23 protein-coding genes are annotated in these 26,069 nt (G+C 61.3%); 9 read left to right on the top strand and 14 right to left on the bottom strand.

The window, feature by feature from the left end:
- Positions 1–15 precede the first annotated feature (15 nt).
- Positions 16–468, top strand: a complete 453-nt coding sequence (locus tag B2696_RS03870) for a YdcF family protein (RefSeq protein ID WP_286954038.1) — start codon at positions 16–18, stop codon at positions 466–468.
- Between the two features lie 251 nt (positions 469–719).
- On the opposite strand, the gene B2696_RS03865 is transcribed toward B2696_RS03870, so the two are convergent.
- From B2696_RS03865 to B2696_RS03855, 3 genes are all read right to left on the bottom strand, one after another.
- On the bottom strand, positions 720–1,145 hold the full coding sequence (locus tag B2696_RS03865; RefSeq protein ID WP_286954035.1) for a hypothetical protein: 426 nt from the start codon (positions 1,143–1,145) through the stop codon (positions 720–722).
- 10 nt (positions 1,146–1,155) lie between these two features.
- Positions 1,156–2,199 carry a ribonuclease HI gene (locus tag B2696_RS03860; RefSeq protein WP_286954032.1) on the bottom strand — a complete coding sequence of 348 codons (1,044 nt, stop codon included), beginning with the start codon at positions 2,197–2,199 and terminating at the stop codon, positions 1,156–1,158.
- Positions 2,200–2,291: 92 nt separating this feature from the next.
- A complete protein-coding gene (locus B2696_RS03855) occupies positions 2,292–2,858 on the bottom strand; it encodes a TetR/AcrR family transcriptional regulator (protein WP_286954029.1) in 567 nt (188 codons plus the stop codon).
- Positions 2,859–2,941: 83 nt separating this feature from the next.
- On the opposite strand from B2696_RS03855, the gene B2696_RS03850 reads away from it, so the two are divergent.
- Entirely contained in the window at positions 2,942–4,117 is a 1,176-nt protein-coding gene (locus B2696_RS03850; protein WP_286954026.1) for an acyl-CoA dehydrogenase family protein, read from the top strand.
- Between the two features lie 36 nt (positions 4,118–4,153).
- Here B2696_RS03850 and B2696_RS03845 read toward each other — a convergent pair whose 3' ends face one another.
- The 4 genes from B2696_RS03845 to B2696_RS03830 all read right to left on the bottom strand — a co-directional run bounded on the left by B2696_RS03845 (position 4,154) and on the right by B2696_RS03830 (position 9,882).
- Positions 4,154–6,412: a 3-hydroxyacyl-CoA dehydrogenase/enoyl-CoA hydratase family protein gene (locus tag B2696_RS03845; protein ID WP_286954024.1), complete on the bottom strand. Its 2,259-nt coding sequence runs from the start codon at positions 6,410–6,412 to the stop codon at positions 4,154–4,156.
- 3 nt (positions 6,413–6,415) lie between these two features.
- Positions 6,416–7,573: a thiolase family protein gene (locus tag B2696_RS03840; protein ID WP_286954022.1), complete on the bottom strand. Its 1,158-nt coding sequence runs from the start codon at positions 7,571–7,573 to the stop codon at positions 6,416–6,418.
- A gap of 138 nt (positions 7,574–7,711) precedes the next feature.
- A complete protein-coding gene (locus B2696_RS03835; RefSeq protein ID WP_286954020.1) occupies positions 7,712–8,428 on the bottom strand; it encodes a M15 family metallopeptidase in 717 nt (238 codons plus the stop codon).
- Positions 8,425–9,882 carry an APC family permease gene (locus B2696_RS03830; RefSeq protein ID WP_286954018.1) on the bottom strand — a complete coding sequence of 486 codons (1,458 nt, stop codon included), beginning with the start codon at positions 9,880–9,882 and terminating at the stop codon, positions 8,425–8,427. The genes B2696_RS03835 and B2696_RS03830 overlap by 4 nt, the downstream gene beginning before the upstream one ends.
- Positions 9,883–10,296: 414 nt before the next feature.
- Here B2696_RS03830 and B2696_RS03825 point away from each other — a divergent pair, with 414 nt between their 5' ends.
- Positions 10,297–11,460 carry an NRAMP family divalent metal transporter gene (locus B2696_RS03825; protein WP_286954077.1) on the top strand — a complete coding sequence of 388 codons (1,164 nt, stop codon included), beginning with the start codon at positions 10,297–10,299 and terminating at the stop codon, positions 11,458–11,460.
- Positions 11,460–12,248: a putative hydro-lyase gene (locus B2696_RS03820; protein ID WP_286954016.1), complete on the top strand. Its 789-nt coding sequence runs from the start codon at positions 11,460–11,462 to the stop codon at positions 12,246–12,248. The genes B2696_RS03825 and B2696_RS03820 overlap by 1 nt, the downstream gene beginning before the upstream one ends.
- A 49-nt stretch (positions 12,249–12,297) precedes the next feature.
- Here B2696_RS03820 and B2696_RS03815 read toward each other — a convergent pair whose 3' ends face one another.
- Positions 12,298–12,912, bottom strand: a complete 615-nt coding sequence (locus B2696_RS03815; protein ID WP_286954013.1) for a GntR family transcriptional regulator — start codon at positions 12,910–12,912, stop codon at positions 12,298–12,300.
- Positions 12,913–13,142: 230 nt separating this feature from the next.
- Between B2696_RS03815 and B2696_RS03810 the strand changes: the two genes are divergently transcribed.
- On the top strand, positions 13,143–14,420 hold the full coding sequence (locus B2696_RS03810; RefSeq protein WP_286954011.1) for a DUF2867 domain-containing protein: 1,278 nt from the start codon (positions 13,143–13,145) through the stop codon (positions 14,418–14,420).
- Between the two features lie 29 nt (positions 14,421–14,449).
- Here the strand turns inward: B2696_RS03810 and B2696_RS03805 are convergent, their stop codons facing one another.
- Genes B2696_RS03805 through B2696_RS03795 form a run of 3 tightly spaced genes read right to left on the bottom strand, consistent with a single transcriptional unit; the run spans position 14,450 to position 18,541 of the window.
- Complete coding sequence (locus tag B2696_RS03805; RefSeq protein ID WP_075729282.1) at positions 14,450–16,195, bottom strand: acetyl/propionyl/methylcrotonyl-CoA carboxylase subunit alpha; 1,746 nt, start codon at positions 16,193–16,195, stop codon at positions 14,450–14,452.
- Positions 16,185–17,780, bottom strand: coding sequence for a carboxyltransferase domain-containing protein (locus B2696_RS03800; RefSeq protein WP_075729283.1), 1,596 nt, complete (start codon positions 17,778–17,780; stop codon positions 16,185–16,187). Before B2696_RS03800 ends, B2696_RS03805 begins: the two co-directional genes overlap by 11 nt.
- A complete protein-coding gene (locus B2696_RS03795) occupies positions 17,780–18,541 on the bottom strand; it encodes a LamB/YcsF family protein (RefSeq protein WP_075729284.1) in 762 nt (253 codons plus the stop codon). Before B2696_RS03795 ends, B2696_RS03800 begins: the two co-directional genes overlap by 1 nt.
- A gap of 201 nt (positions 18,542–18,742) precedes the next feature.
- On the opposite strand from B2696_RS03795, the gene B2696_RS03790 reads away from it, so the two are divergent.
- Together B2696_RS03790 and B2696_RS03785 are read left to right on the top strand one after the other, a co-directional pair.
- The gene (locus B2696_RS03790; protein ID WP_286954007.1) at positions 18,743–19,570 is read left to right on the top strand and encodes a hypothetical protein; all 828 of its coding nucleotides are present in this window, start codon (positions 18,743–18,745) and stop codon (positions 19,568–19,570) included.
- A 20-nt stretch (positions 19,571–19,590) separates the two neighbouring features.
- Positions 19,591–19,791 (top strand): hypothetical protein, encoded by a 201-nt coding sequence (locus B2696_RS03785; protein WP_286954004.1) that lies wholly within the window; start codon positions 19,591–19,593, stop codon positions 19,789–19,791.
- Between the two features lie 48 nt (positions 19,792–19,839).
- Here the strand turns inward: B2696_RS03785 and B2696_RS03780 are convergent, their stop codons facing one another.
- The 3 genes from B2696_RS03780 to B2696_RS03770 form a co-directional block, all read right to left on the bottom strand.
- The gene (locus B2696_RS03780) at positions 19,840–20,100 is read right to left on the bottom strand and encodes a metal-sensitive transcriptional regulator (RefSeq protein WP_075729289.1); all 261 of its coding nucleotides are present in this window, start codon (positions 20,098–20,100) and stop codon (positions 19,840–19,842) included.
- Positions 20,097–21,743, bottom strand: a complete 1,647-nt coding sequence (locus B2696_RS03775; protein WP_286954002.1) for an FAD-dependent oxidoreductase — start codon at positions 21,741–21,743, stop codon at positions 20,097–20,099. The genes B2696_RS03780 and B2696_RS03775 overlap by 4 nt, the downstream gene beginning before the upstream one ends.
- Positions 21,744–21,806: 63 nt before the next feature.
- Positions 21,807–21,980 carry a hypothetical protein gene (locus tag B2696_RS03770; RefSeq protein ID WP_286954000.1) on the bottom strand — a complete coding sequence of 58 codons (174 nt, stop codon included), beginning with the start codon at positions 21,978–21,980 and terminating at the stop codon, positions 21,807–21,809.
- A gap of 411 nt (positions 21,981–22,391) precedes the next feature.
- Here B2696_RS03770 and B2696_RS03765 point away from each other — a divergent pair, with 411 nt between their 5' ends.
- Both B2696_RS03765 and B2696_RS03760 read left to right on the top strand, forming a co-directional pair.
- On the top strand, positions 22,392–22,559 hold the full coding sequence (locus B2696_RS03765) for a DUF2283 domain-containing protein (protein ID WP_286953998.1): 168 nt from the start codon (positions 22,392–22,394) through the stop codon (positions 22,557–22,559).
- 484 nt (positions 22,560–23,043) lie between these two features.
- Complete coding sequence (locus B2696_RS03760; RefSeq protein WP_286953996.1) at positions 23,044–26,037, top strand: DEAD/DEAH box helicase; 2,994 nt, start codon at positions 23,044–23,046, stop codon at positions 26,035–26,037.
- Positions 26,038–26,069: the final 32 nt, after the last annotated feature.

Here is a 26,069-nt window from a genome sequence, read left to right as displayed (position 1 = left end):
CCTATGCTCGTTGCTATGTCCCAACCTCTGCTCGTCCTTGGCGCCCGCGTTGTCGACGGCGCGCCGGGGCCCATGCTGGCGACGCGCCTAGATAAAGCGATAGAACTAGCCTCCCACCTGCCCGAACCCATCATCGTTTCAGGCAAAGGTGAGGCAGAAGCCATGCAACGCTACCTCGTTGACCACGGCATCGATCCGCGGCGCATTGTTGTTGAACCGGATGCTACGAGCACCAACGAGAACTTAGAGAGGGCTGTGCGGCTTTCCCCCGACGCTGAACTTTTTCACGTCATTACGAGTGACTTTCACATTGTGCGCACTAGGCTGTGGGCCTGGCATTTGGGGATCCCGGTTAGGATGCACTCCGCGCGTACTCCGTGGTCATTGAAGGCGAGCAACTATCTGCGCGAGGTTGTCGCCACCCCGCACTCAGCACTGCGGGTGTTGTGGCGCAAGTGGAGGGTATGACCCCAGATTGGGCTGAATCAAAAGTTGCGGACTGGGACTCGTAAGCTGATGACGTGCTGGTCAGCGCGGTCATCATTCTCCATGGAATGAACCTGTACGAAGGAAGGCACCTTAGACAAGCGCCGCACCATGGACGACGCCATATCGGCGACCACGCCACTTCACAGGACGGAATAGGAGGATCGCTTCCACGGGTCCAAAGGGCTTTGTCGCCTGCGTTAACGCGCTCACGCAAGCCGGACAAAGAACAACTAGACAAAGAACAAGAGGACAAACGCTGCGATCCACACCAGAGGCCAGTAGCGTTTTTGGGGAACCTTGGGCTCTCCGCGGTTGTTCCACGACATAAGCAGGTACCAGGCACTGGGAACAAGGAAGAATAGCGCCGTTCCGATCTCTGGATCGTCGAGCGCGCTGATGCCAACCAGTAGGAAGAAAACCGCGGCAACGGCCCTGAACCAGGAAAAGCGATAGATCTTTCCGCCCCGATTCTTATCGGCCTCGCTGATGACAGGCTCGGAGTACTCAGAGACCTCCGGCACGACGCTGTAGGCGGGTTCTGGAGAATACTCCGGAACGGGACTCTGGGAAGGCACGGCGAAAGGATTCTCACGGGGCTTTTTCCTTGCGGAATCCTTTGGCTCAAGAAAAGGGTTGGGCGGGGTAGGGTTGCTCATGCCCTTTAGCCTAAAGCCTCTTGAGGGCTTTGTTAATTCCCGCGATGAGGGTAGGACGCGCTTGCTTGAGCGGATGGGCTATGGCGCGCAATCCCATGTAGGCAATTTGATCGGCGGCGCGGTTGAGCGGATCCCCGGCATGCCCGAGCACGCGGCGAATCTCTACCGAGCACGTGCCTTGTACATCAAACCAGGCCTGTTGGAAACGCGAGCGTGAGCCGGAGCTTAGACCACGCCAGCGCCGCCTCGAGTGAGTTGCCTTGGAGTTGTGTTTGTGGGCTATTTCCTCGACTGCCTCTAGCGCGGCCACCGAATCGGATTCGATGATGGCTGAGGTGGCGCCCACCTTGAGCAGGTACTTCAAAGCCATGGTCAAGGATTCCAGCTCGAGTTCATCCGTGCCTGCGGAAGTCTCCTGGGTGCGCAGGCGGTAATCGCCGTTGGCGGCCACGAAACACATCGAACCTTTAAAGACGGTATCTGAGGAGGCGTCGGTGGCCAGGCGCACGGTCGCGCCCTGGGGCCAGGAGGATGCCTGGGAGAAATTAGGCCACCAATGCGCGCGGGGTGTCTCTACCTTGTTGACCTCTTTCTTCTTCGGTGCCTCACCCTTCTTCTTGGCCTCGCGGGCGGTGCGGGCTGCCTCGTTGCGCCGGGCGGTGCTGGCGCTATTCGAAGCCCTGTTTTCCTCCGCGAAGCTTCCCGTCACGCTAAGCCCGCGCTTTTCCAACGCCGCGCGTAAAGCCGGCTGGCGCCGGCCGGTAACGATCCACTTCTTGCCCTTGAGGCCGGCGGTGGCGCGGTCGTACTCTTTAAGGGTCACAGCGACAATATCCCCGGACTTGATCGTTCCTTTGCGCACGAAGCGCGTCGATTTAGTGGAGACGGCGATGACCCAGCCCTCCACCTTGCCGCTGGGGGCGCAGTCCCAGCGCTCGTCCCACAAGGCAACGGCTACGTGGACTGGGGAATCGATCATGGCCTGGGTGATCTTGCGCGTGCCGTAGGTGCGCGATTGCGTGCCCGTTAAGGCAGAAAGGTCGAGTGGTTCCATCGCTTTCAAGTAAACCATTCTCGGTGCTCGTGGGTTAAACCTTTCGTAGGCGGGTCCCCGTTGGGCCGCAGCCTGGGGTGGGGCGGTGGGGACTATGTCTCGATGCCGAGCTGTCTGAGAGCGAAGCGCCCGTACATGTCTCCCAGTTCCTCTGGGGAGTAGGCGCCGTCCGGGCTGTGCCACTGGGCAACGCCGATACCCATATCGATGAGTGCCCAGCAGGCAATCTTCAGGTCCTCGGCGCTGAAGTCCCCCGAGTCAACCACACGAATCCACCTGGCAACGTAGTCCTTGCGCAGCTGTACTACTACAGCGCGGGAGGGATCTTCGAGGTTGTGAAGCTCGGCATTGACTACTCGCACGCGTTTGGCATGCGTGGCGTGGAATATGACGTGGGTGCGCATGATGGAAAAAAGCTTCTCCTCCGGTGTGGAGGGGTGGGCTAATGCCGCCGCGTTGGCGCGCAGCAGCTCTTCCATGGTGCTTATGGTTACTGCGGCCAGAAGCTCCTGCTTGGAGCGGAAGTGGTTGTAAAGGCTGGAGGCGCGCATTCCCACGGCGGCGGCGATGTCTCCCATGCCGGTGCCATGGTAGCCGCGGCTATCGAAGAGGTCTAAGGCGGCGGCGGCAATTTGCTGGCGGCGTTGTTCATTGGCCATGGCTGGGTATTCTCCCTCTTGACAGGTGATGAGGTCTGCATCACAATCATAGGCTAATGATGATTCGTATTAGGAGGAGAAAAGTGTCCCATAATCACCTTGTAGCCACGACCGATCTGCTTGGCGTATTCGATGATATATCAGGAGAAGATGCCGAGGTCTGGCAGGATGCTAGGACTTTTGGCAGCGAGTGTCTGCCGCTTATTAATGACTACTGGGAGCGGGGCGAATACCCGCTCGCCCTCGTGCGTAGGCTGGGAGAACTTGATCTGCTCAGCGATGGCTTGGCAGTGCCCGGGCACCGCCACATGTCCATCTTGGCCGCCGGATTGACTCTCATGGAGGTCTCGCGCGCCGATGCGTCTATGGGAACCGTCATTGCGGTGCAGGCCGGCCTGGCCATGCGTTCCATCGATCTTCTCGGATCGCAGGAGCAGCGCGAGCGTTGGCTGCCGGGTATGGCGGAGGGAAAGCTGCTCGGAGCATTCGGCCTCACCGAGCCCGACCACGGCTCGGATTCCATTGCCCTCGAGACTACCGCCGTGCGCGCAGATGGTGGCTGGGTCCTCAACGGCAACAAGCGGTGGATAGGAAATGGCTCGGTGGGTGATGTCACCGTCATTTGGGCGCGCACCGAGCAAGGGGACGTTTCCGGATTCCTCGTTCCCCAAGTAAGCCCCGGCTACCACGCCACCACTCAGACGGGGAAGCTTTCGCTGCGCGCCATCAAGCAGGCAGAGATTCACCTGGAAGACTGCTTTGTGCCGGATTCAGCCCAACTGCCGCAGGCACGCAGCTTCAAAGACACCGCCCGCGTGCTCACCTCCACCCGCACCGGCGTGGCGTGGATGGCCTTGGGCTGCGCCATTGCCTGCTACGAGAGCGCTCGTATTCACGTGCTGGAGCGCCAGCAATTCGGGCGCCCGTTGGCGCAATCCCAGATCATTCAGCAGCGCCTTGCCAATATGGTTATTGATCTCGGCCAGATGGCGCTGACCTGTAGGGAAGTGGCTCGGCGCGAGAGTCTAGGTACCTTGCGTCCCGAGCAGGCTTCCGTGGCTAAGGTGCACAATACGCGTGCCGCGCGGCGCATTGCCGCCGATGCGCGCGACATGCTTGGGGGAGTGGGAATCCTCTTGGAAAACAATGTGGCGCGGCACTTTGCCGATCTGGAGGCGCTGCATACCTACGAGGGAACGGATACCATTCAGTCCCTCATCATTGGCAAGAAGATAACGGGTTTCTCCTCCTATAAGTAGCTGAGAAGAAGCCCGCTAGGGCGCAGAGCCCGCACGCTAGTTGTGCAGCGGCTTGCGGGTGCGCGCCATGTGCAGGGCCCGCTCCACATTGGCTGGCATGAGCAGGAGCGGGACGTCGAAGGCCACCTCCCGCTCGGCGAATTGCCTGAAGGTCAGCTCGCCTGTGCCGGTGTACATACGCGCAAGCTGGGCGGCGATGACGTGGTCGTTGGAGGTTGTATTCTCCAGCGGCCAGTCGCGGTCGAGCGCTGGGCCGGAATAGAGCGGCAGGAACTCCTCGGCAGGCGGGGTGTAGTCGGCAGCCAAGGCGGTGGCTTCCTCGAGGGCACGGGCGAGGATGCGGTCGAAGGAAAGCAGCACCACATCCGTCGGACGCAGGAGCCCATCGCGGCGAGCGGCAAAGGCATTGGCTGCGGGGCGCGTGGCGGTGATGAAGTCGAAGGCGCGTTGATGGGCATTGGATACCCCCGCCGCCCGCAGGCGACTGAGCAGGGCAACGGTACCCGTCCAGCTGGGGTAAAGACCCACGTTCAGCTCGGGGAAAGCCAGGCGAGAAGCAGCGTGCAGGACCAAGCGGTCGCAGGCTAGGGCCAACTCGAAGCCACCGCCGAGGGCGACTCCGCGCACCGCCCCGACCACGGGGATGGGGCAGTACTTGAGCCCTAGTAGCGCCTGGGATCCGGCGTTGAGGACCGCGGATATCTCGGTGGCAGACGCGGATTCGGCGGCCGCGGCAAGGGAAGGAAGATCCGCCCCGGCGCTAAAGACAGGCTTGTCGTTGCCAATGACAAGTGCCGCAATGCCATGGGGTTCTATCGCGTCGAGCGTGGAGTGGATAAGCGAGATGGCCTCGTTGGAAAGCGAGTTGAGCGGGGTATGGAAATCAAGGATGGCCACGTTATTGTCCAGCAGATGCAGCGCCCCGGCCGGGCTAGTCAGCAGGGTGTGCGCTTTCTCGCGCACGGTGGCAAGGGTGACCACGCCGGCGGATACTTCTGGTGTTAGCGGCTCGCCGCTAGAGCTAAGAACCTTGCCCTCGGGGTAGAAGCCGCCGGCGGCTGCAGCATCCACAAGTAGCTGGGGAGGAATGTCATAGGCTGTAACGAGCCAGTCCAGGCCGATCTCATCTGCGAGCTCGAAGATGCCTTTCTTCCAGCCGAAGCCGAGGCGCAACCCCTCATCAATAAGGCCCACGTGCTCGGCTATTTCGGGGGCGACCTCGCAGCAATAGGAGAGAGTGTCGAGGAAGAGTGCTCGGGCGAAGCGACCACCGGGCGAATCGGTGGACATGACCTCGCGCGGACTTTTTAGTCCGATGGCGGGATCTTCCGGCGCTGTGCGTGCAACGTAGTTAAAGTCGGCATCGATGACTTCATCGCGCCCGCGATAAAAGCCCTCGGAGACTCTGTTTCCGGTGCTTGTGCTGCCTCCTGAGCCTGCGCTGCGCCCGGTATGGCCGCGCTTGACCAGCTCCGCGATGAATTCGTCGGTGCCCAGCGGGACGCTAAACATACGGTCGCCTGGGTCCAGGGCATTCTCAAGCGAATTCCAGATCGGGGCGACGAGCTGCAGGCCGATGTAGTCGAGCAGACCAAAGATGCCGGTGCGGGGGATGCCGAAGGCGCGGCCGAAAGCGGCGTCGGCAAGCGCATAATCAATGTCAAACTCACGGGCGCGAAAAACTCCGCAGGCCAGCCAATAGCAACCCACGCGGTTGGCAATAAACCCCGGGGTATCGCGGCAGGGGAGAGCAGTCTTGCCAAGGTCTACCTCGATGATTCGGCGCAGCGTGTCGGCCGTAGTTGAAGTCTCGTCCGTACTGCTATTGACCACCAGCTCCACCAGCGGCATGACCTTAGGGGGATTGAAGAAGTGGGTGATGGCAAAACGCTCGCGCCGGGTGGGGGCTACCCCTTCTACCAGCGCGGAAAGCGGCAGTGTCGAGGTATTGGAGCTCACAATCGCGGTGGGCGAAAGGTGTGCTTCGATGGCGGTGTAGAGGGAGTGCTTCGCGCTGAGATCCTCAAAAATAGCCTCGATGACCCAATCGCAATCCTCCAACAGCGCATAATCTGAACCGGTGCTTATCCGTGCGGCATCCTCCTCGAGGTAGAAACCTCCTCGCTTGAGTTGCGTTTCTACCCCGCGCGCAGCGGCGTCGGCGTCCTGATCGAGCAGGACTACCTCCAGCCCTGCCGAGGCGCAGAGCGCGGCGATGCCTGCGCCCATGGAACCCGCGCCGATGACGGCGACTTTCGGCTGCGGAGCCGAACCATTCTGCAAGTTTGTGTTCATGACTTATGCCTCCTCGTTTTCGATGATGACGGCGATGCCTTGGCCGCCGCCAATGCACATGGTGATGAGCCCGTAGCGCAGGCCGTGGCGGCGCAGCGCGTAGAGCATGCGCACCGCCAAGATGGCGCCGGTGGCCCCGATGGGGTGGCCGTGCGCGATGGCGCCGCCGTAGATATTGGTCTTGTCCGGATCGAAGTTCAGGCCGCGCGAGACCGCAATGGCCTGGGCGGCGAAGGCCTCGTTGGATTCGATGAGGCCGATGTCATCGAGGCTCAATCCGGCCTTATTTAGCGCCTTGGGCACCGCGGCTAGGGGTCCGAGGCCCATGCGGGAGGGATCAACTCCGCCAATTCCCCAGCTGACGAGCCTGCCCAGGGATTCCAAGCCACGTTCGTAGACCTCCGTGTCGGTGGCGAGCACCACCGCGGCGGCGCCGTCATTGAGTCCGGAGGAGTTGCCGGCGGTGACGGTGCCCTCAGTGGTGAAGGCTGGGCGCAGGCTGGCGAGCTTGGCAAGGTCTGTCTCCCGCACCGCCTCGTCGTGGTGCAGTTCTGCCACGCTGAGAATTTCTTCTGTCTCGGCTCCTGACTCTTGGGCCTTTTTGGCCCGCTGCTGGGACTGCGCGGCGAACTCGTCTTGCTCGCGCCGGCTAATGGCGCTGTCGGCAGCGACGTTCTCTGCAGTTACCCCCATGTGCCCAGTGCCGAAGGGGCACGTCAACGCGCCGGTGAGCCAGTCATAGGCCACCCCGTCACCCAGGCGTTTTCCTTGGCGCATGCCGGCGATGGAAAAGGGTGCGTTAGACATTGACTCCACGCCGCCTGCTAGCGCGAGTGTGCCGTCGCCGAAGTTTAAGGATTGCGCGGCGGAGACGATTGCTTGCAGGCCGGAACCACACAGGCGGTTGACTCCCAAAGCAGTGGAGCTATCCGGCAGGCCAGCGCCGAGCGCGATAGTGCGGGAAATGTAGAGATCTTGGGGCGTTGTGGGCAGGACGTTGGCAATGACGGCAGTTTCAATCTCGGCGGGCTCCAGATGTGAGCGAGAGATGGCCTCGGCTGCGGCGGCGATTCCCATCTCCTGCAGGCTCATGCGAGAAAGCGAACCGCCGAATTTTCCAATGGGCAGCCGCGCCGCTCCTACGAAGTGAATGTCTTGCATCGTCCCTGGCCCTCCAATATACGAATCATCATTAGTTAAAAATGAATCCTACGTCACATTCATGGGCGGTGCAATGGCGCTCCGAGGTAGAGGGCGTTGGCGAACGGCTAGAGCGGTATAGCAGTGGTAGCGACTTCCCTAGTTGGGCGTAACGGTTCTGTAGAGGGAGTGCTCGCGACCATACTGCGCGGCCCAGCGCTGGTCGCCGTAGGAGAAGTGCCACCACTCCTGGGCATAAGGGGCGAATCTCTGTTCGCCGAGAACGCCGGTAAGTAAGCGCCGCAAGTCCCGCGCCAATACATCGGCGGCTGGGGCGGAGGCTGGCAGGGTTTCGAAATAGTTGGCATCGGCCACCTCTCCGAACTCGTCGAAGTCCGCGCCCAGGGGTAGGCCCTGTCCTTCAAAGGCCAGCGTGAGATCTATCGCCCCGCCCGTGGTATGGGGCGGGAGGAGCACGGGGTCGTCGGCGTTCGATACGGATCCTTCCCTCATCTGTGGGTCCTCCGCGGAATAGATCCGCATCAGCTCGCGCTGGGCATCCATGGTCCGCCAGGTGTCCAAGGCCAGAAGGCTAAACCCCAGTGGAAGCTGCTCTTGGGCCTTGAGGAGCTTTTCTGCCACCGTGCGGCGAATATACATCTCACGCGGCATGACATCGGTGTCTAGCTGCAGGTAAAGGTGCTTTCGGGGTATGCCGTCTGGCAAAAGGATGAGGGGATCGTGGTTCTCTGAGGCTGCAACACTGCGTACCTCCTGGTGGCTGACGGGCCTTGTCAGCGGGGGTAGGTCGGTCGGGGCGGCGGGGCGCACTGCGTCGAAGAGGAAATCCTGCAGCCAGGGACGGGGGATACTCATTTCTTCACCTCCGTAGCGGAGGCAGGTTTCTCCTCTGCGGTGGTGGATTCCAGAGTGTCGGCGTATTCGCCCAAGAGGTCCGAGAGTGCCTGATCCTCCTCCATGTTCCCGCTGGTCTTATAGAGAATGAATCCGAGAACGAACCACAGTGCCAGGATGATGTATTCGGCGGGCCACACCAGCGAGATATTTGTTCCGGGGAAGACGGCCAGGATGATAACCAGGCCGGCTCCCAGCGCGCCAATGATAGGTAAGGCGCGGAAGTGCAGCTTGGAACGCGCTGCCAGGTGGGGGAACTTTGAGCGCAAACGCATTTGGGCAACAACGACGATGATCCATACTAGGCCGAGGTAGATTCCACCCGTATCAAGGAACCAGACCACCGCGGCCTTGCCCAGCCAGCCCAGGCCAATGGTGATCACGAGGACGAAGAGTAGGGCGTTGACCGGGGTGCCGCGCTTCTTGTGAAGGTGAGAGAGCCCGTGGGGTAGCAGGTTCACGCGGGCCAGCGCGACCACGATGCGACTGGTGGCCATGAATAGGCCCAAGAAGGAGGTTAAAAGCCCGAGGATGGCAATGGCGAATGCGCCCCAACCCAAGAGGGGATAGCCCGCCTCCTGGAAGGCGGTGATGGTGCCCTGTTCCATCTGGGCGACGTCCTCCCAGGGAAGGATGAAGGCGGAGGAAGCTAAGACGATGCAGTAGAAGGAACCTGCCAGTAGCACCGTAGTCACAACAAGGCCACCGATCTTCTTTGCTGGCAGATTGGCCTCCTCGGCAAGAGTGGCGATGAGTCCGAATCCGGCCATGTAAGTCATACCGGGGACAACGAAGCGCAGGATCGACATCGTGGGGTTCTGGTCTTCGCGGAAGGCGGGCCAGAAGTTATCGAAGCTGCCCTGGGTAAAGCCGACGAAGGCCAGGCACAGCCCGATGAAGATGAGCACGACAAACAAGATGGTCTGTATCTGTCCGCCGAGCGCCACTCCGAAGTAGTTGAGCCCGAAGAAAAGCAGGGAAAGGAACAGCCCAGCCGCGAGCACAGGGAGGGATACTTCTTGGCCGGCGATGGAGTAGAGCGGGATGGCGTGCATGGCGGGGATTACCATGTCCAGCAAGATTCCAAAGGCGGTGAAGTAGAAGGCCAGTGAGGAGACATAGGCGCCGATGAGCAGCCACCCGGCAATAAAGCCCCAGCGCCGGCCCAAGATGGTGTATCCGAAGACGACCTCCCCGCCTGCCCGGGGGAAGAGACTGGTTAGCTCCGCATAGGACAGCGCCACGAAGGCGGCCAAGAGCGAGCCAAGCGCGAGTCCGAAGATCATGCCGCCGGCGCCATAGGTGTCGAAGAAGGTCCCGTTGGTATAGATCCAGCTGGACCCGATGACCCCGGAAACGCCGAGTGCAATGAGGGAAAAGACTCCGAGAGATTTCTGTAGTTGTGGTTGCGCCATCGTGGTGTCTCCTTAGGTATCAAAGTGGCGTTAAATCTGGTTCGCGATCTGGGGCTAAAGGAATACGGTGCTAGGTCTGTTCCGGGTCAAGCCCACTAGGGGAGGTGAGCCCCATTACAGTCTGTTTCTACACCGTGGAACCACCCCTCGGTAGGCTTTTGCGGCAACTTGGGCGCTCGGAGGGCGGGTGGGGTCATGTTTATGTCCATTTTTTACCCCCGCGATACGCGTTGAACTGCGGTATTAAAATCTATCGGTCGATAGGCCTTCCGTTATTGTTGAACAACCCCATATGATGATCCGCATTAGAAAAGTGCGACCCACATCACCTGAGAGGTTCCTATGAGCGCTGAAACATCTAAAACGTCTAATGAAAGTCCAGTGGAGGTGAAAGCTCCACGCGGAGTTGGGGTCATGGCCGGTGCCATGTTCCTCATGGCCACATCTTCCATTGGGCCGGGCTTCTTGACTCAAACCTCGGTGTTTACCGTGCAGATGGGTGCGGCCTTCGCCTTTGCAATCTTGTTGAGCATCATCGTGGACATTTCGATTCAGCTCAACGTTTGGCGCGTGCTGTGTGTCTCGGGCATGCGCGCTAACGAGCTGGGAAACACCGTCCTGCCCGGCCTGGGTTGGTTCCTTGCCATCCTGGTATTCATCGGCGGCGTCGTCTTCAATATAGGCAACATCGCCGGCTCGGGCTTGGGCCTCAACGCCATGCTGGGCATCGATGCCCGCATAGGCTCGGTCATCGCCGCAGCAATAGCCATCTTCATATTCCTATCTAAGCGCGCTGGCGTGGCCCTCGACCGCATTGTGGCGGCACTGGGCGCCATCATGATCTTGCTCATGCTCTATGTGGCCATCGTCTCCCAACCGCCGGTGGGAGAAGCATTGAAGAATACGATCATGCCTGAGCACATTGACTTCTTCGTTATCACCACATTGATCGGCGGCACGGTCGGTGGCTACATCACCTTCGCTGGCGCACACCGCCTCATCGACTCCGGAATGACCGGACCCGAGCACCTCAAAGACATCACCACGACCTCGGTGACGGGAGTCATCATCACCGGCATTATGCGTGTCTTGCTCTTCTTGGCTGTGCTCGGAGTAGCCTCCACCGGCGTGGCATTGTCTAAGGACAACACCGCGGCAGATGCTTTCTTCCAGGCCGCGGGCGAGTTTGGCCTCCGTGCCTTCGGCGTGGTCCTCTTCGCCGCCGGTCTTTCCTCCGTCATCGGCGCTTCCTATACCTCCATTTCCTTCGTCACTACGCAGAAGGTCACGCCGCGCACCCGCAGCTTCCTCACCGTCGGTTTCATCGTGGCCTGCAACATCCTCTTCATCCTGTTGAACTCCGCACCGCAAAAGCTCCTCATCTTCGCGGGTGCCTTCAACGGCATCATCTTGCCCATCGCTTTCGCCATGATCATGTGGGTTGCTTTCCGACGCCGCGATCTCCTCGGAGGCGTCAAACAACCAGCTTTCCTCTTGGTTATCGGCCTCATCGCTTTGGTGCTCGAAATCTACATCGGTGTCAACTCCATCGCCGGCATCATGAAGCTGTGGGCCTAATGTCTAACAATCCCCGCACCCTCACCCCGGCCCAGGTCCGCGAGCTGGCCCGCCACGAGGCGCTGTCAACGACCGCCGGCTATGCCGATGGATACGTCCAGGCAAACCTATTGGCCGTGCCGCAGGAGTATGCCTTTGATTTCCTGCTCTACGCCCAGCGCAATCCCAAGCCCTGTCCCATCATCGGCGTGCTCGAGGCCGGTCAGCTCAATTCGGAGCTTCTGCCCGGGGGCGACATCCGCACAGATATTCCCGGTTATCGCGTCTTCCGTGACGGGGAGCTGGTTTCTGAGCCAGCAGTGGTGAACGCGGAATGGGAAGAGGACATGGTGGCATTCCTCATCGGTTGCTCTTTTACCTTCGAATCCGCACTGCAGGACAATGGCATCTCATTGGCGCATATTGATCAGGGCCGCAACGTGCCGATGTATCGCACCTCCATCGCTACCACCCCGGCGGGAGTATTCTCCGGGCCTATGGTGGTGTCCATGCGTCCAGTTCCCGCGAATCAGGTGGCGGACGCGGTGCGTATTACCTCGCGCTATCCCTCGGTCCACGGCGCTCCGGTGCACGTGGGGGACCCCGCGCAGCTAGGCATCGCTGATTTATCCCGCCCAGACTTCGGTGACGCCGTGGACATCCCGGTGGGCCACATCCCAGTCTTTTGGGCCTGCGGGGTCACGCCCCAAGCGGCGGTGATGAACTCGCGCCCGCGCCTGGCCATTACCCATCAGCCGGGCAAGATGCTCGTTACTGATGCCCGCGACTTGGCCTATCAGATCCCCTAGACCGCAGCAGCGGGGGGACGGCTGACCTAGACCTAGACGCAGCCCGAGCCTAGAGCACCGCGAGGATTCTGCGGCACGTCGCCAGCAGAGCCTCGCGGGCCACGGCGGCGGCCGCGTCGCGCTCACCAGCGGCGATATACTCGGCCAGGCGGATATTTCCGGGCACGTGCTCCTCGTGCAGGGAAGGGTAGCGCGGCAGCGCGAGCAAGAAGGTCAGGCGCATGCGGGCGAGGAGGTTATCCATCTGCTCATCCAGCGTGGGCGAACCCAGCCCTGCGACAAGCCGGCGGTGGAAGTTCTGATTAATGCTGGAGATAACCTGGTGCTCCTCGGCCTTGACGTGGGCCTGCGCCGAGGAGGCCAAGTCCACTAGCTCACTAGGATTGGGGAACTCGCCCCAGAGCACTGCGGCCGGCTCTATGGCGGCGCGCGCGGTAAAGAGGTCCTTGACGAAGGCGGCATCCGGGGTGGCTATGAAGACTCCGCGGTTGGGGATCCGCGTGACAAGGCGCTCTGCGGTGAGCTCGCTAAAGGCCTCCCGCAGCGTATTGCGAGAGCAATGAAAGCGCTCGGCGGCCTTAACCTCACTGAGCTGTTGGCCCGGCGAGAAGTAGCCATCGGAGATGGCGGAGCGAATCGAGGCGGCCACAGACTGAGAAAGCATGCGCACGAGTCTATCCAAGCCACCGGTGCAGTTTGAACTCTTCCGTAGTATGGGCCCATGAATAGCCCCCATTCGGATCCTTCCCCCGGCCACAATGATTCCTCTGCGTAGGCATCCGTGCAACCAGTCGTGGTCGCAGCGCGTCACCCGCAGCGCAGAGTGCTGGTGACGGGAGCTACCGGCTACGGGGAGGCAGGCTCATTCCTGAGCTGCTCTCTGCGGGGTTTAAAGTGCGGGCCACCAGCCGGCGCATCGACTCTTTGCGCAGGTTCCCCTGGTTCGATGAGGTCGAGCATGCGGAGGCGGATCTCAGCTCCTACGAGGACATCGCCGCCGCGGTCGAGGACGTCGATGTGGTTTTCTACCTCGTGCACTCGATGGGCAAGGTCAAGGACTTCGAGAAGGAAGAAAAGCGCATCGCCGAGAACGTGGCGCGCGCGGCGGGTGAGGCAGGCGTGGGCCGGATAGTCTATCTTTCGGGCCTCATCCCCCAAGACACGGAGCTGGAGGATCTCTCCGCGCACATGCGCTCGCGGGAGAACGTTGCCCGCACGCTTTTGGCAAGTCGCGTCGACACAATAGTGCTGCGCGCGGCCACTCTAATCGGATCCGGTTCTGCTTCTTTTGAGATCATCCGGCACCTCTCCGAGCGCCTGCCGCTGATGCTCACCCCGCAGTGGATTCAGAATGAGATTGAGCCCATCGCCATCCGGGATGCTGTGTACTACCTCGTGCGCTGCGCGGATCTGCCGGAGGAGGAGGAGAAGGTCAATCGCGGCTATGACATTGGAGGGGGCAGCATCTACAAGTTCAAAGATCTCCTGAGCCTCTACGGCCGCGCGCGGGGGCACCGCAACCGCATCTATTCTCTGCCGATTCCGCTGCCCATGGACACGCTTTCCGGCGGCTGGATCTCCTTGGTCACCCCGGTGCCCTTCGGCATAGCCAAGCCCCTGGCGCAGTCAATGGCCAAGGACGCGGTGACGCGCGAGCACGATATTGCCCAGCTCATCCCTGATCCGCCGCGCGGCTTCTTGGACTATCCCACAGCGGTGCGCTTTGCTTTGACCCAGGAGGCCGCAGACCGGGTGGTCACCTCCTGGGATTCTTCCTGGACTGCGGCTGTGGGCGATAACCCGGCGGAGCTCGCGCCTAATGACCCGGATTGGGCAGGCGTGACCGTCTATAAAGACGAGCGCGACCGTCGGGTCGATGCACCGGTGGAAAGGGCGTGGGAGGTCATCGAGGGCATCGGCGGCAGGCACGGCTGGTATTCCACGCCGGTGCTGTGGAAGGTGCGAGGCATTCTCGATAGGATCTTGGGCGGCCCAGGCCTAGGCGGGCGGCGCAATCCCAATTCACTAACAGTGGGAGACCGCGTGGATTGGTGGCGCGTGGAGTATTTAGAGCGTCCGCACAAGCTGGTGCTGCGCGCGGATGTATTCCCATTGATGGCCGCAGGCGTGGCCTCCTCGGCAGAGGCCACGCGGTCTACACAAGCCAAGTAAAAGGCCAAGTAGCAGGCCTAATAAAAGGCCTAGTTGATGGTGGCGATGACCTGGCCGGAGCTCAGGCGGTCGCCCACAGCGGCGCGCAGGGAGATCTTTCCGGCGCGCGCCGCCTTGATGGAGGATTCCATCTTCATCGCTTCCACCGTGGCGAGGTCGTCACCAACGGCAACCTCGTCGCCCTCGGCCACGTTCCAGGCCACGAGGTTGGCCTCAAAGGAGGCGGTGACGGCGTTCTCGCCGGCGGCCTCGGCTGCATCGCTGTCCGTACCTGCACCCGCGCTTGAGCTGGAGCCACCGGCAGGGGCGCCGGCGCTGAGTAGCTCGGTCGGGAAGCCGACGTTGATGAGCCTGCCGTCGATCTCCACGGCGACGTTGCGGCGCTGGGAGTAGATGGCCTCGACCTTATCCACCTGCTGCGCGGCCGAAGGCCGGTAGTTGTGATCGACCCAGTCGGTGAAGATGCCCAAGTCCTCGCTCACGAGAGCGGGTTCCTCGAGCAAATCGCGGTGGAAGGGCAATACGGTGCGCACGCCGGCGATGTCGAATTCGCGCAGAGCGCGGCGAGCACGGACGATGGCAACCTCGCGGGTGGGGCCACACACGATGAGCTTGGCAATGAGGGAATCGTAGTAGGGCGGGACGATGGAGCCGGAGCGCACGGCGGAATCGACGCGGATGCCCGGACCCGTGGGCGGCTCAAAGGAGACAATCGTGCCGGGGCAAGGCGCAAAGCCGTTGAGGATGTCCTCGGCGTTGATGCGGAACTCGAAGGCGTGGCCGGTGGACTCAGGGTCGGCGTCGAAAGAAAGCGGCTCGCCGGCGGCGATGCGGATCTGCTCGGCCACGATGTCGACGCCGGTCACGGCCTCGGTGACGGGGTGCTCGACCTGGACGCGGGTGTTGACCTCGAGGAAGGAGATAGTGCCGTCCTCGGAGACGATGTACTCCACGGTCCCGGCACCGGTATAGCCCACTGCGGCGCAGATGGAGCGAGCACCCTCGATGATGCCCTCGCGCTGACTATCGGTGAGTGCCGGCGCGGGAGCCTCCTCGATGAGTTTTTGGAAGCGGCGTTGCGTGGAGCAGTCGCGGGTACCAAGGACACGGACGTTGCCGTGGTTATCGGCCAAGACCTGGGCCTCGACGTGGCGCGGGTGGGTAAGGAACTTCTCCACGTAACACTCGGCGCGTCCAAAGGCCTCGCTAGCCTCGCGCCCGGCGGAGTTGAAGGCACCCTCGATGGCATCGAGATCATCGACGACCTTCAGACCGCGTCCGCCGCCGCCGAAGGCTGCCTTGATGGCGATGGGCAGGCCGTGCTCCTCGGCGAAGGCGCGGGCCTCCTGCCAATCCGCGATGGGCTCGGAGGTGCCGGGGGCAAGCGGGGCACCGACTTTTTCGGCCACGCGGCGCGCGGCGATCTTATCGCCGAGCAACTCGATAGCCTCGGGGCTGGGGCCTACCCAGGTCAGGCCGGCGTCGGAAACGGCGCGGGCAAAGTCAGCGTTCTCGGAGAGGAAGCCATATCCGGGGTGGACTGCGTCCACGCCCGCACGCACGGCGATGTCGAGAAGCGCCGGCACATTCATATAGGTATCGGCGGCGGTATTGCCTGGCAGGGCATAGGCCTCGTCGGCGACCTGCGTGTGCAAGGCGCCGGCATCGGCCTCGGAGTAGATGGCCACGGACTTGATACCCAGGTCACGTGCCGCGCGGGCAATACGGACGGCGATTTCGCCTCGGTTGGCAATCAGGATGGCTTTAATTTTCATGGTCTTCTTCCTTAGTTAATTCCTCTGCCAGCCCCTCAACCAGCGCAAAGCGCAGGCGAGCTCCCGGCGGAAGCTGGGCGGCTATGTCGATGTCTTCATCTATTACGGTGGCGATGACGGGATAGCCCCCGGTCACGGCGTGGTCGCGCAGGAAGATAACGGGCTTGCCGTTGGGCGGTATCTGCACGGAACCGGCCACCATTCCCTCCGAGGCCAGCTCCCCGCCACGCGCGCGACGCACGGTGGTGCTGCCTGCGCCCGGCGCATCCGTATCCAGGCGCAATCCCACGCGGTTGGAATCCGCGGTCACTGTCCACTCGGTATCGAGGAAGTCAGCTACCGGGTCGGCGAACCAGTCATCGCGCGGACCTAAGACGCAGCGCAGGGTGGCGGTGGTGCGCCCGTCCTTCTCACTCACGCGCAGCGGGTTGCTCAGCTGGGCGTCGGTCGTGCCGGCCGAGCGGGGAAGAACTCCGATGATGTCTCCAGCGCGCACGGGCTCAGGGCCCAGCCCGGAGAGGACATCACTGGAGGAGGAACCCAGCTCGGCGTCGGCGACAATGCCGCCGCGCACGGCGACGTAGCTGCGCAGCCCAAAGAAAGCCGGGTCGATGGTGAGTGTCTGACCCGCCGTGATGAGCACTGGGCGGGCCAGGTGAACGGGCATGTACCCAAGGCGGACGCGGGCGGAGGCACCGGTGACGCAGACAACGGTATCCGTCAGCGCGCGCAGGCTCATTCCGCCGATGTTTTCCAGCACCGTGGCACCGCGCGGGTTTCCCACGGCGATGTTGGCGGTGGTGGCCGCCGCGCGGTCTGCGGCACCCGATTCCGTCACGCCGAGGTTGCCGGCGCCGGGGCGTCCGCGATCCTCGAAGAGCGTGAGTAGACCTGCGTCGAGGACCTCCAGGCGCGGCAGGCGCGCGGGGGAGTGCTTGGGCGTCTGGCCGCCGTCGACAAGCGCGGGCAGTTCCCGCACCGCGCGGTAACGCACGTGGTCACCGGGCTGGACAAAGGAGGGTGGCTGGGCGTGCGAGTCCCACATCGGGGTGGTGGTGGTCCCCAACAGCTGCCAGCCACCGGGGGATTGGCGCGGATAGACCGCGGAGAAGTCCCCGGCGATGCCCACTGCACCGGCAGGAACAGCGGTACGCGGGCTAGCCCGCCTGGGCACGTGGCGCGCCAGGGCCGGGTCCGAGGGCGTGCAATAGCTAAACCCGGGCGCAAAGCCTCCGAAGGCCGCAGTCCACTCGGTCGAGGTATGCCACTCAATGAGGCCCTCGCGGCTCAGCCCCATGAGCTCGGCTGCCTCGTCGAGGTCCGCGCCGTCATAAAGTACGTCGATCTCGACAGTGCGGGCATCGCCCGTGCTGGCCTCCCGGGGATGGAAATCCTTGAGATCGCGCGCAGCTTGCGTCGCCGCGCGAGGGGTGGAGAAGGTTAGCAACAAGGTGGTTGCGGCGGCCACGCAATCGATCTGGTTGCGCAGCGGCTCGGACATGAGCGCCGCGTGCCAGTTCATAACCTGGTCGAGCCCGTCTAAGTCAAGGAGCAACGCGCGCGTTCCCACGGCAAGGATGTGCATTAGATGAAGCTCCGAATCTCGATTCCCTCGTCCTTCAGGCGCTTGACGACGCCGCGCAGCAGCTGCACCGACCCCGGCGAGTCACCGTGGGTGCATACCGACTGCGCATCGACGCTAATGACGCTGCCGTCGATGGCGGTGATTGCACCGGTCTGTGCGACCTGGAGCACGCGCTTGACCACGTCCTCTTCGTTGGTGAGCACAGCGCCCGGCAGCCTCCGGGAGACCAGCGTGCCATCGGGGTTATAGCCGCGATCCGCAAAGGCCTCGCGGATGACGGTCAGGCCGGCCTTGTCGGCCGAGTCAATAGCCACCCCGCCTGGCAGGAGCATGACGGGCAGGTCCCCGAAGGCCTTGATACCGGCGATGACGGCGTCTGCCTGTTCAGTGTCGCGGACGATGGTGTTATACATCGCGCCGTGCGGCTTGACGTAGCTGATGCGGGTTCCGGCCGCGCGGGCCAGGGCATCGATGGCACCAATTTGGTAAGTCACCTCGTCGGTGAGATCCGCCGGCGCATAATCGATGAAGCGGCGTCCGAAGGCCGCCGGGTCGTTGTAGCCCACGTGCGCGCCCACCGTCACCCCGGCCGCTACTGCCTCGCGCAGCGTATCAGCGATCGAGTGCGGGTCCCCCGCGTGGAAGCCTGTGGCCACGTTCGCCGAGGAGACCAAGTGCAGCATCGCCGCATCATCAGCCACCGGGTTGCCCGCCGTAGTTTCGCCAAGGTCGGCGTTGAGGTCAATATGCAAAGAACTCATCAAGTACCCTCCCGTAGATTGTTGAACAATTCTATAGCTTGACAGTGTAGCGCCTGTCACGCGGGTTTGTGAAGAGGGCTACATCAAAAGATCTATGGAAGCTGCTCGAAGCGCCGAAACTTCCCAAGACAGTTAAGATGCTGTGGAAAGAAATGAGATCCATTGAAGTCGGCGGCAGTTTTCTAGGGGTGAGTTTGAGCTGTGGAGTTTTTCGAAACCGCGCCTTCTGCTTTTAGTTGGAAGCAGGTTCATAAGGCGGGAAGCAGCCTAAGGCTTGGGAAACCCGCCGACAACAATATCTTGAGGTCCTTTTTGGATCATCACGCGCTCATGTGCGCGAAGGTTTCTGAAATGGCTCAAGAGTCTATTGATTGCTTGCTTTCGCCAATAGAAGTCAATCCTGTGGCGGGAGCAGTCGAGCCGGACTCTGGATATTATTCCCTTTCTTATCGCGTGAAGACTATCCAAACGTTGGTTGAAAAGCTGAGGCGGATGCAGACATTTCCTTTGGAAAATATTCTCGATGTCAGCGGTATCCGATTCGATTGTGATCTGACTTTAAGCGAGCAGACCGAGATGGCAAAGATGTTTAGAGAGAACTTCTTGAATCGAGGTATCCAAAAAGTTGAGATTAGCGATACCAGAGAGAAGCCACATTCCGGATACCGAGCGGTGCACCTTCATCTCTACTCGAAGGCAGGTAGATCTGAGTTTCAGATTCGAACTGCTATGCAGGCTCAATGGGCGAACTTGTATGAACTAGCAGGTGATATTTTTGGTCGCAGTATCAGATACGAGAGCGTTGAAGACAATCTGAGTCCGGAAGTTATGACCATAGTAGACGCAATCCTTGAAGCCTCGGATGTGGTCCATCAAGCCGAATCTTTAGCTGATGAGTTGTTCGAGCCTTTTTCTCCGCAGCAAAGGATAGAGCCAATTCACGATGAGATGCGCGAGCTAAGGAAGAAAGCCTATGGAGTTTTAGAACAGGAACTGCGTAAACTGGAAGCAGCTCGGTCAAAGAAGTGAAATTCGAAAGGAGAAGCCGGATGCCTGCATTCCTTATTAAGTACAACCGCAAAAGCGGAGCTGTTGAAGTGTCGCGTTTCGAGTCTTTTCTCGAGGCCACGAGCGTGCGTCAAGACCTTGACCTCCTCAATGAAGACCCGGACTTAGAGATTGTCGCGATAGCCAGCAGAGATGAAGAGAGTCTCCGCGTCTCTCACTCGCGCTACTTTGCTGCGGTGTGAACGGGCGGAAGTCCTTTCTCGCTGCTGGCAGGCGGCCAAGCCCTTGCCCTAAGACAGGGCCAAAAACAGCTTCTCCATCCGCTCGGCGTCGAGCCCATCTGGGCCCTCCTCGCGGTAGCACTGCTTGAGTCCGGTGGCGATAATGGAGTAACCCGCGCGGTCGATGGCTTTGGCGGCTGCGGCTAGCTGGGTCACTGCTGCCTCGCAATCCTCACCAGCCTCGAGCATGCGGATGACGGCGTCGATCTGGCCGCGGGCGCGCTTGAGGCGTGCGACGGAGGGTTTGACCGCGGTGGGTTCTAATTTCATAGCGTGGCCTTTCCATGCTCCCAGGTGAGGTAACCGCCATCCAGGTTAGCAACGCTGGTGCCCACGCCCAGGTTCTTCAGCAGGCAGGCGGCGGTATGCCCGCGCAATCCCACTTGGCAGTGAACAATGATGTCGCCTTCGGCGGGGAGTTCGCCGTGGCGTGCGCGCAGCTCGTCGAGGGGGATATTTAGCGCGCCGGGAATTGAGCCGGAGGCAAACTCGGTGGTGGAGCGGACATCGACAAGCGTGGCACCGGTAGTAATACGGGCGTCGAGCTCGTGCCATTGCACGGTCTCCTCGCCGTGGACGAGGTTGTCGTTGATGAAGCCGGCGATATTGATGGGGTCCTTCGCGGAGCCGAACTGCGGGGCATAGGCCAGCTCCAGATCCGCCAGGTCGGTGGCGCTAAGGCCCGCGCGCATGGCTGTGGCGATGATGTCGATGCGTTTATCGGCGCCCTCTTCGCCCACGATCTGGGCGCCGAGGATGGCATCCGTGTCGGCGTCGATGACGAGCTTCATGTGCAGCTGGCTGGCCCCGGGGTAGTAGCCCGCGTGGTGTGCCGGGTGGAGATGAATGATGCGCACATTCTTCCCGGCGGCGCGGGCGCGCTTCTCGTTCCAGCCGGTCGTGGCTGCGGCCAGGCCGAAAAGTCCCACGATGGCGGTTCCTAAAACAGGCAGGGAGCTCACCTGGCGCCCGGCGATGACATCGGCCACGAGGCGCCCATGCCGGTTGGCGGTCTGCGCCAGAGGTACCAGGGTGTCCTCATCGCTGACGTGGTCTTTCTTGGCGGCGGCATCACCCAGCGCAAAAACGTGGGGGTCACTGGTGCGTTGCGCAGAGTCAACCACAATGCCGCCGCGCTCGGTGGTTTCCAGCCCAGCATCTTCCGCGAGCGAGCTTGCAGGCCGCACGCCGATGGCGGCGATGGTGACATCGGCCGGCAGCACCGTTGCATCCGCGGTCACCACCGAGTTTGCAGTGACCTGGGTGGCCTGGGAGTTGGTGAGGATGCGCACCCCGTTATCGCGCATGCGCTTGGCGACGACCCCTGCCATCTCCGCATCCAGCGGCGCGAGGATCTGCGGCCCGGCCTCAACAACGGTGACCTCCAGTCCGCGTCGGCGCAGGTTCTCTGCCATCTCAAGGCCAATGAATCCGCCGCCGATGATGACGGCACTTGTCGCGCCCGGAACTGCGGCGGAAATGCGGTCAACGTCCTCGACGGTGCGCAGGCTCAGCGCGTGCTCAATGCCTTCAATCGGCGGCAGGAAAGGCGTCGCCCCGGGGGAGAGCACCAGCGTGTCATAGGGGATTACCTCGCCCGAATCGGTGGTGACGGTGCGCGCATGGCGGTCGATGGCTGTGGCCCGAGTGTTGACGCGCACATCGAGGTCGAAGCGTTCCTTGAGGCTATCCGGGGTGTGGAGCAACAGTGCCTCGCGCTCCGGGATGACTCCGCCGACGTGATAGGGCAGCCCGCAATTGGCAAAGGACACGTGCCCGGAGGCCTCAAGCACAATGATGCGGCGATGTTCGTCGTTTCGGCGCAGGCGCGTGGCCGTGGACATGCCGCCAGCGACACCGCCCACGATGACGGTGGTGGGGCGTGATGACAGGGCAGGGGATGATGTGGTCATTATTTCTCCAGGTGCGTGTGATGGGAAAAGGGGAAAGACAGATGCGGGAAAGGGGAGATACTGCTATCCGAAGATGCGGCCAAAAAGCCCTTTGAAGCTGCCGGATTGCGCGGCGTCATCCCGTGTGCAGGTGCACCACTGCTCGGCGGGGACGGTGGCTTTGACGGAATCGATGTGGTTGCCGCATCCGGCCCAGGTTGTCTTCCCGCAGCTCTTGCATTTGACGGCTCGGCACATAGTGTTCTCCTTAGATTCAATACCCCGGGGGGTATGTGGTTGATGGCTTCAATATACCCCTAGGGGTATGCGAGGTGCAACCTTTGCCTGCCGAGGCCTCCCCGGCACGCTTCAGCGGAATCCCAAAGCTGATAAACGCTTGTCATTGCTGCGCCCCATCGCCTAAGTTTGAGTTGATAGATCCCCGGCCGGGCCTCTTGTCCTTAGTGGCAAAGCACAAATGGCCGGGGCCTTTTCAGTTTCCTTCAGCTAACAGATTGGCCTTTGTGCGGGTAAGCCACCACGCCGTTTGAGAGACGGAACTGGGTAAGTTGGTCTGTGTAGTTACTGTTGACAGTTCTGTTCCAATCCAATCCAATCCGTTCCAATCCAAGTCCTAACCTTTTCGCTAGAAGATGAAGGAGCATCGAAATGCAGATTCAAGTTCCTCATTCGAATGCGCTTCATGCTGGCTACGTGAAACTCACCGACAAGAAGATTTGGCGTTCTGAAGATCTGACGGATGACCTAATTGTCGATTTGGATTCCTTAGGTTGCGTAGTCGGTGTTGAACTCTTGGATTTGGATCGAGTTCCATAAGCAGCCGACATCGCTGCTAAGTTCCACGTAGCCAGCGCGGAACGCCCAATGCTTGAGCTTGCCCTGCGCCACTTGATGCGCTGGAAAGCCACGAATGGATCGCTAACTCGCCGCTCACAGGTTCAGGCGCAAGCCGAGCCGGGACGGACTCTCGAATCCTGTTAGACATTTGATTTCTCTGCATTTGGGACTGAAAAGCAACCTCTGCACCAAGCCAAGGAAGACCTACACTACAGGGGTTCAGATGTGCCGGAAGTTGCCTTGCGTGAGAGATCTTCACAGGGCTTAATCCAGTCCATCGCCACCCAGAGGTTAGTGCACTGCTGCGGAGAGATGTGGGCTGAGCGTTGTCATCATGTTTGGTGTCGAGTTGTTCTATGCCGCCAGCTGCTTTATCGCACATTATTAGCTGATTGGACAGTTCTTCGAACGTGTTGGCCATGGCTGATGCTTTGTGGATGGCGGCGCTGCTAACTTAAACCTCATGTCTTCTCCTGTTTCCTCCCCGGCTGAGACCTCCTCGGCACCCACTGCTGGTGACTACAGCCAGCTAGCGCCCGGCGTCACCATCGAATGCCGCGATGAGCAGTGGCTGGTCAGCAACGTTTCCCGGACCACGGATGGGTTCAGGGTGCGGGCGCGCGGGGTCAGTGACTACGTGCGCGATACCACCGCCACCTTCTTTACGGCGCTGGATGAGATTTCCATCTTTGACCCGGCCGATGTCACGGTGAAAGTGGATGACTCCCCGCACTTCCGGCACACCCGGCTGTGGTTGGAGTCCACGCTGCGGCGCACGCCAGTGCCGCTGTATCAAGCGGATCTAGAGGTCTCGAGGCAGATGCTCGCTGATCCGCTGGACTATCAGCTCTCCGCAGTGCGCATGGCTTTGTCTGATGAACGCATCCGCCCGCGCATTCTGCTCGCGGACGCCGTGGGACTGGGCAAGACCCTGGAAATCGGCATGATTGTCTCCGAGCTCATCCGTCGTGGACGCGGGGAGCGCATCCTAGTGGTCACGCCCAAGCACGTCATGGAGCAGTTCCAGCAGGAGCTGTGGACGCGCTTTGCTGTGCCTTTGGTGCGCCTAGACTCCCAGGGAATCCAGAAGGTGCGGCAAAAACTGCCTGCCTCTAAAAATCCCTTTACCTACTTCCCGCGGGTGATTGTGTCGATGGATACGCTCAAGTCCCCGAAGTACCGTGCCCAGCTCTCTAAGGTGCGCTGGGATGTAGTAGTCATCGATGAGATTCACAATGCCACCAATGTTGGTTCCCAAAACAACGAGCTCGCGCGCACCCTTGCTCCCACGACGGAATCGCTGATTCTAGCCTCGGCCACACCGCACAATGGGCGCGAGGATTCATTCAAAGAAATCCTGCGCCTTTTGGATCCGCTCTCCGTCTACCCGGATGGCCGCATCGATATGGAGGCGGCGAAAAAGCTCATCATTCGCCGACACCGCAACTCCCCAGAGGTGGCCAGCGTCGTGGGCAAGAAATGGGCCAAGCGCAAGGAGCCACGCAATATTCCGGTCGAGGCCTCGGCGGAGGAGAACGCCGTCGCGCGCGAAATCGCCGAGACCTGGGTCCACGGAGCGACCGCAGACCGGCTCTATCCTTGGACTCTGGTCAAGGCTTTCTTGTCCTCCCCGGCAGCCCTGGGGGAGACCATCGCCGCGCGGCTAAAGTCCTCGCGCCACCCCGAGGAAAAGAACAAGCTAGAGCGCTTGGCTGAGCTCAATGACAAGGTGACGGCGGAGAACTCAGAGAAGTTCGCCAGCCTCATCGAATACCTCAACGAGATTGGGGTGAAGAAGGGCAGCGAGCGCCGCGTCGTCATTTTCTCCGAGCGTGTAGCCACCCTGCATTGGCTCAAGCGCAATATTGAAAAGTACCTTTCCTTGCGTCCCGGCGCAGTCAAGATCATGCATGGTGGCCTGCCGGATACCGAGCAGCTTGCTCTCATCGATGAGTTCAAGCGCGAGGACACCCCGCTCCGCGTCCTTATCACTGGTGACGTCGCCTCCGAGGGCGTGAACCTGCACGCGCAGTGCCACCACTTGGTTCACTATGACATCCCTTGGTCCCTCATCCGCATCCAGCAGCGCAATGGCCGCATCGACCGCTACGGACAAGAGCACGAGCCGGAGATCACCGCGCTGCTGCTTGACCCGGCGGACGCGGATTCCATCGGTGAGCTGCGTGTGCTTACCCGCCTCATCGAGCGCGAGTACGCGGCCAATGAGCTCCTCGGTGATGCCGCCCCACTGATGGGCAAGCACAACCCCAAGGCCGAGGAAGATGAGATCCGGGAGGTGCTCACGCGCGCCCGCGATTTCGATGACGTTGTGGCTAACCCCCAGGACCTTCTCACTGGTGCTCACTCGCGCCCCGCGGAGCCAAAAAGCGCCGAAGAAGAGGACGATTCTTCCTTCGATATCTTTGCTCTGCTCAACGCCGGCGTGGCCAGCAATAAAGACCACAAAGGCAACAAAGACGACAAAGACGACAAAGACGACAAAGACGACCAAAACAACAACGACAGCACTGCCTCAGCCGGTGCCATGTCGGGCGGACGCACCCATTCTCGCCACAGCCTCTACGCTGCGGAGAACAGGTATTTAGAGGATGCCTTGAACGAGGCATTCAATGAGGAGGCCCACGCGCCAGTTGCAGCTGGGGGAGTGGAGTTCGTGGAACACGAGAACGACATCGTGGAGCTCAAGCCACCACAGGACTTGCGGCGGCGCTTTGACTTCCTGCCGCAGGACTATGTCTCCTATCGCAAGATTACTGAGCGCCTGCAACTGGCCACCACGGTCAAGCGGGGCAATGAGCAGTTGCGCGCGGCACGCGAGGGCGATTCGGAGAAGTCGTGGCCGCAGGCACACTTCTTGGGCCCATTGCACCCGGTGACGGAGTGGGCCTCGGATCGCGCACTGACGGCGATGGAGCAAAGCGAGATCCCCGCAGTGCTTGGCGCAGTTGAGGAACCAACGCTGTTGCTCATGGGCACGCTGACCAATTCACGCGGGCAGGTGCTCACCCGTGCCTTTGCTACCGCGGTGGTCGGTTCCTTCGGATTGGATGTGCCCCCCTCCGTGGAGGCCGCAGTGATCACTATTCAAGAGGATGTCTACGCCTGGTTGCGCCAAGTGGGCTTGGATGACAAAGCCATCAACCCCGGCGGATTCGCTGTACCGGATGATTCCGCGCGCTTTGTCGCTGCAGCAGTATCGGCAGCGGGGTCACGCCTGCGGTTTATCAAGGATGAGGCAGCAGGCTTGGCGCAGCGCCGCATTGCCGGTTGGCTGGAGCGGGAAGAATCGTGGAGCGGCCACAATGCCGCCTCTACCGCGCGTCTCCGCGCCGCCCACACCCAGATCAAGCGGGAGGAGGAGCTGCTTCGTTCCATGTCACCGGAGCGCTCGCTCATCCGGCCACTGGTCTTGGTACTGCCACGGGCCAAGGGCTAGCCCGCTCCCACACACCCAAACCCATTCCTTCA

The organism is Corynebacterium sp. UBA4397 (assembly GCF_002390965.1).
Taxonomy (GTDB): Bacteria; Actinomycetota; Actinomycetes; order Mycobacteriales; family Mycobacteriaceae; genus Corynebacterium; species Corynebacterium flavescens.
Note: the sequence above shows the minus strand (reverse complement) of the source record. Positions and strands in the feature narration are given on the sequence as shown.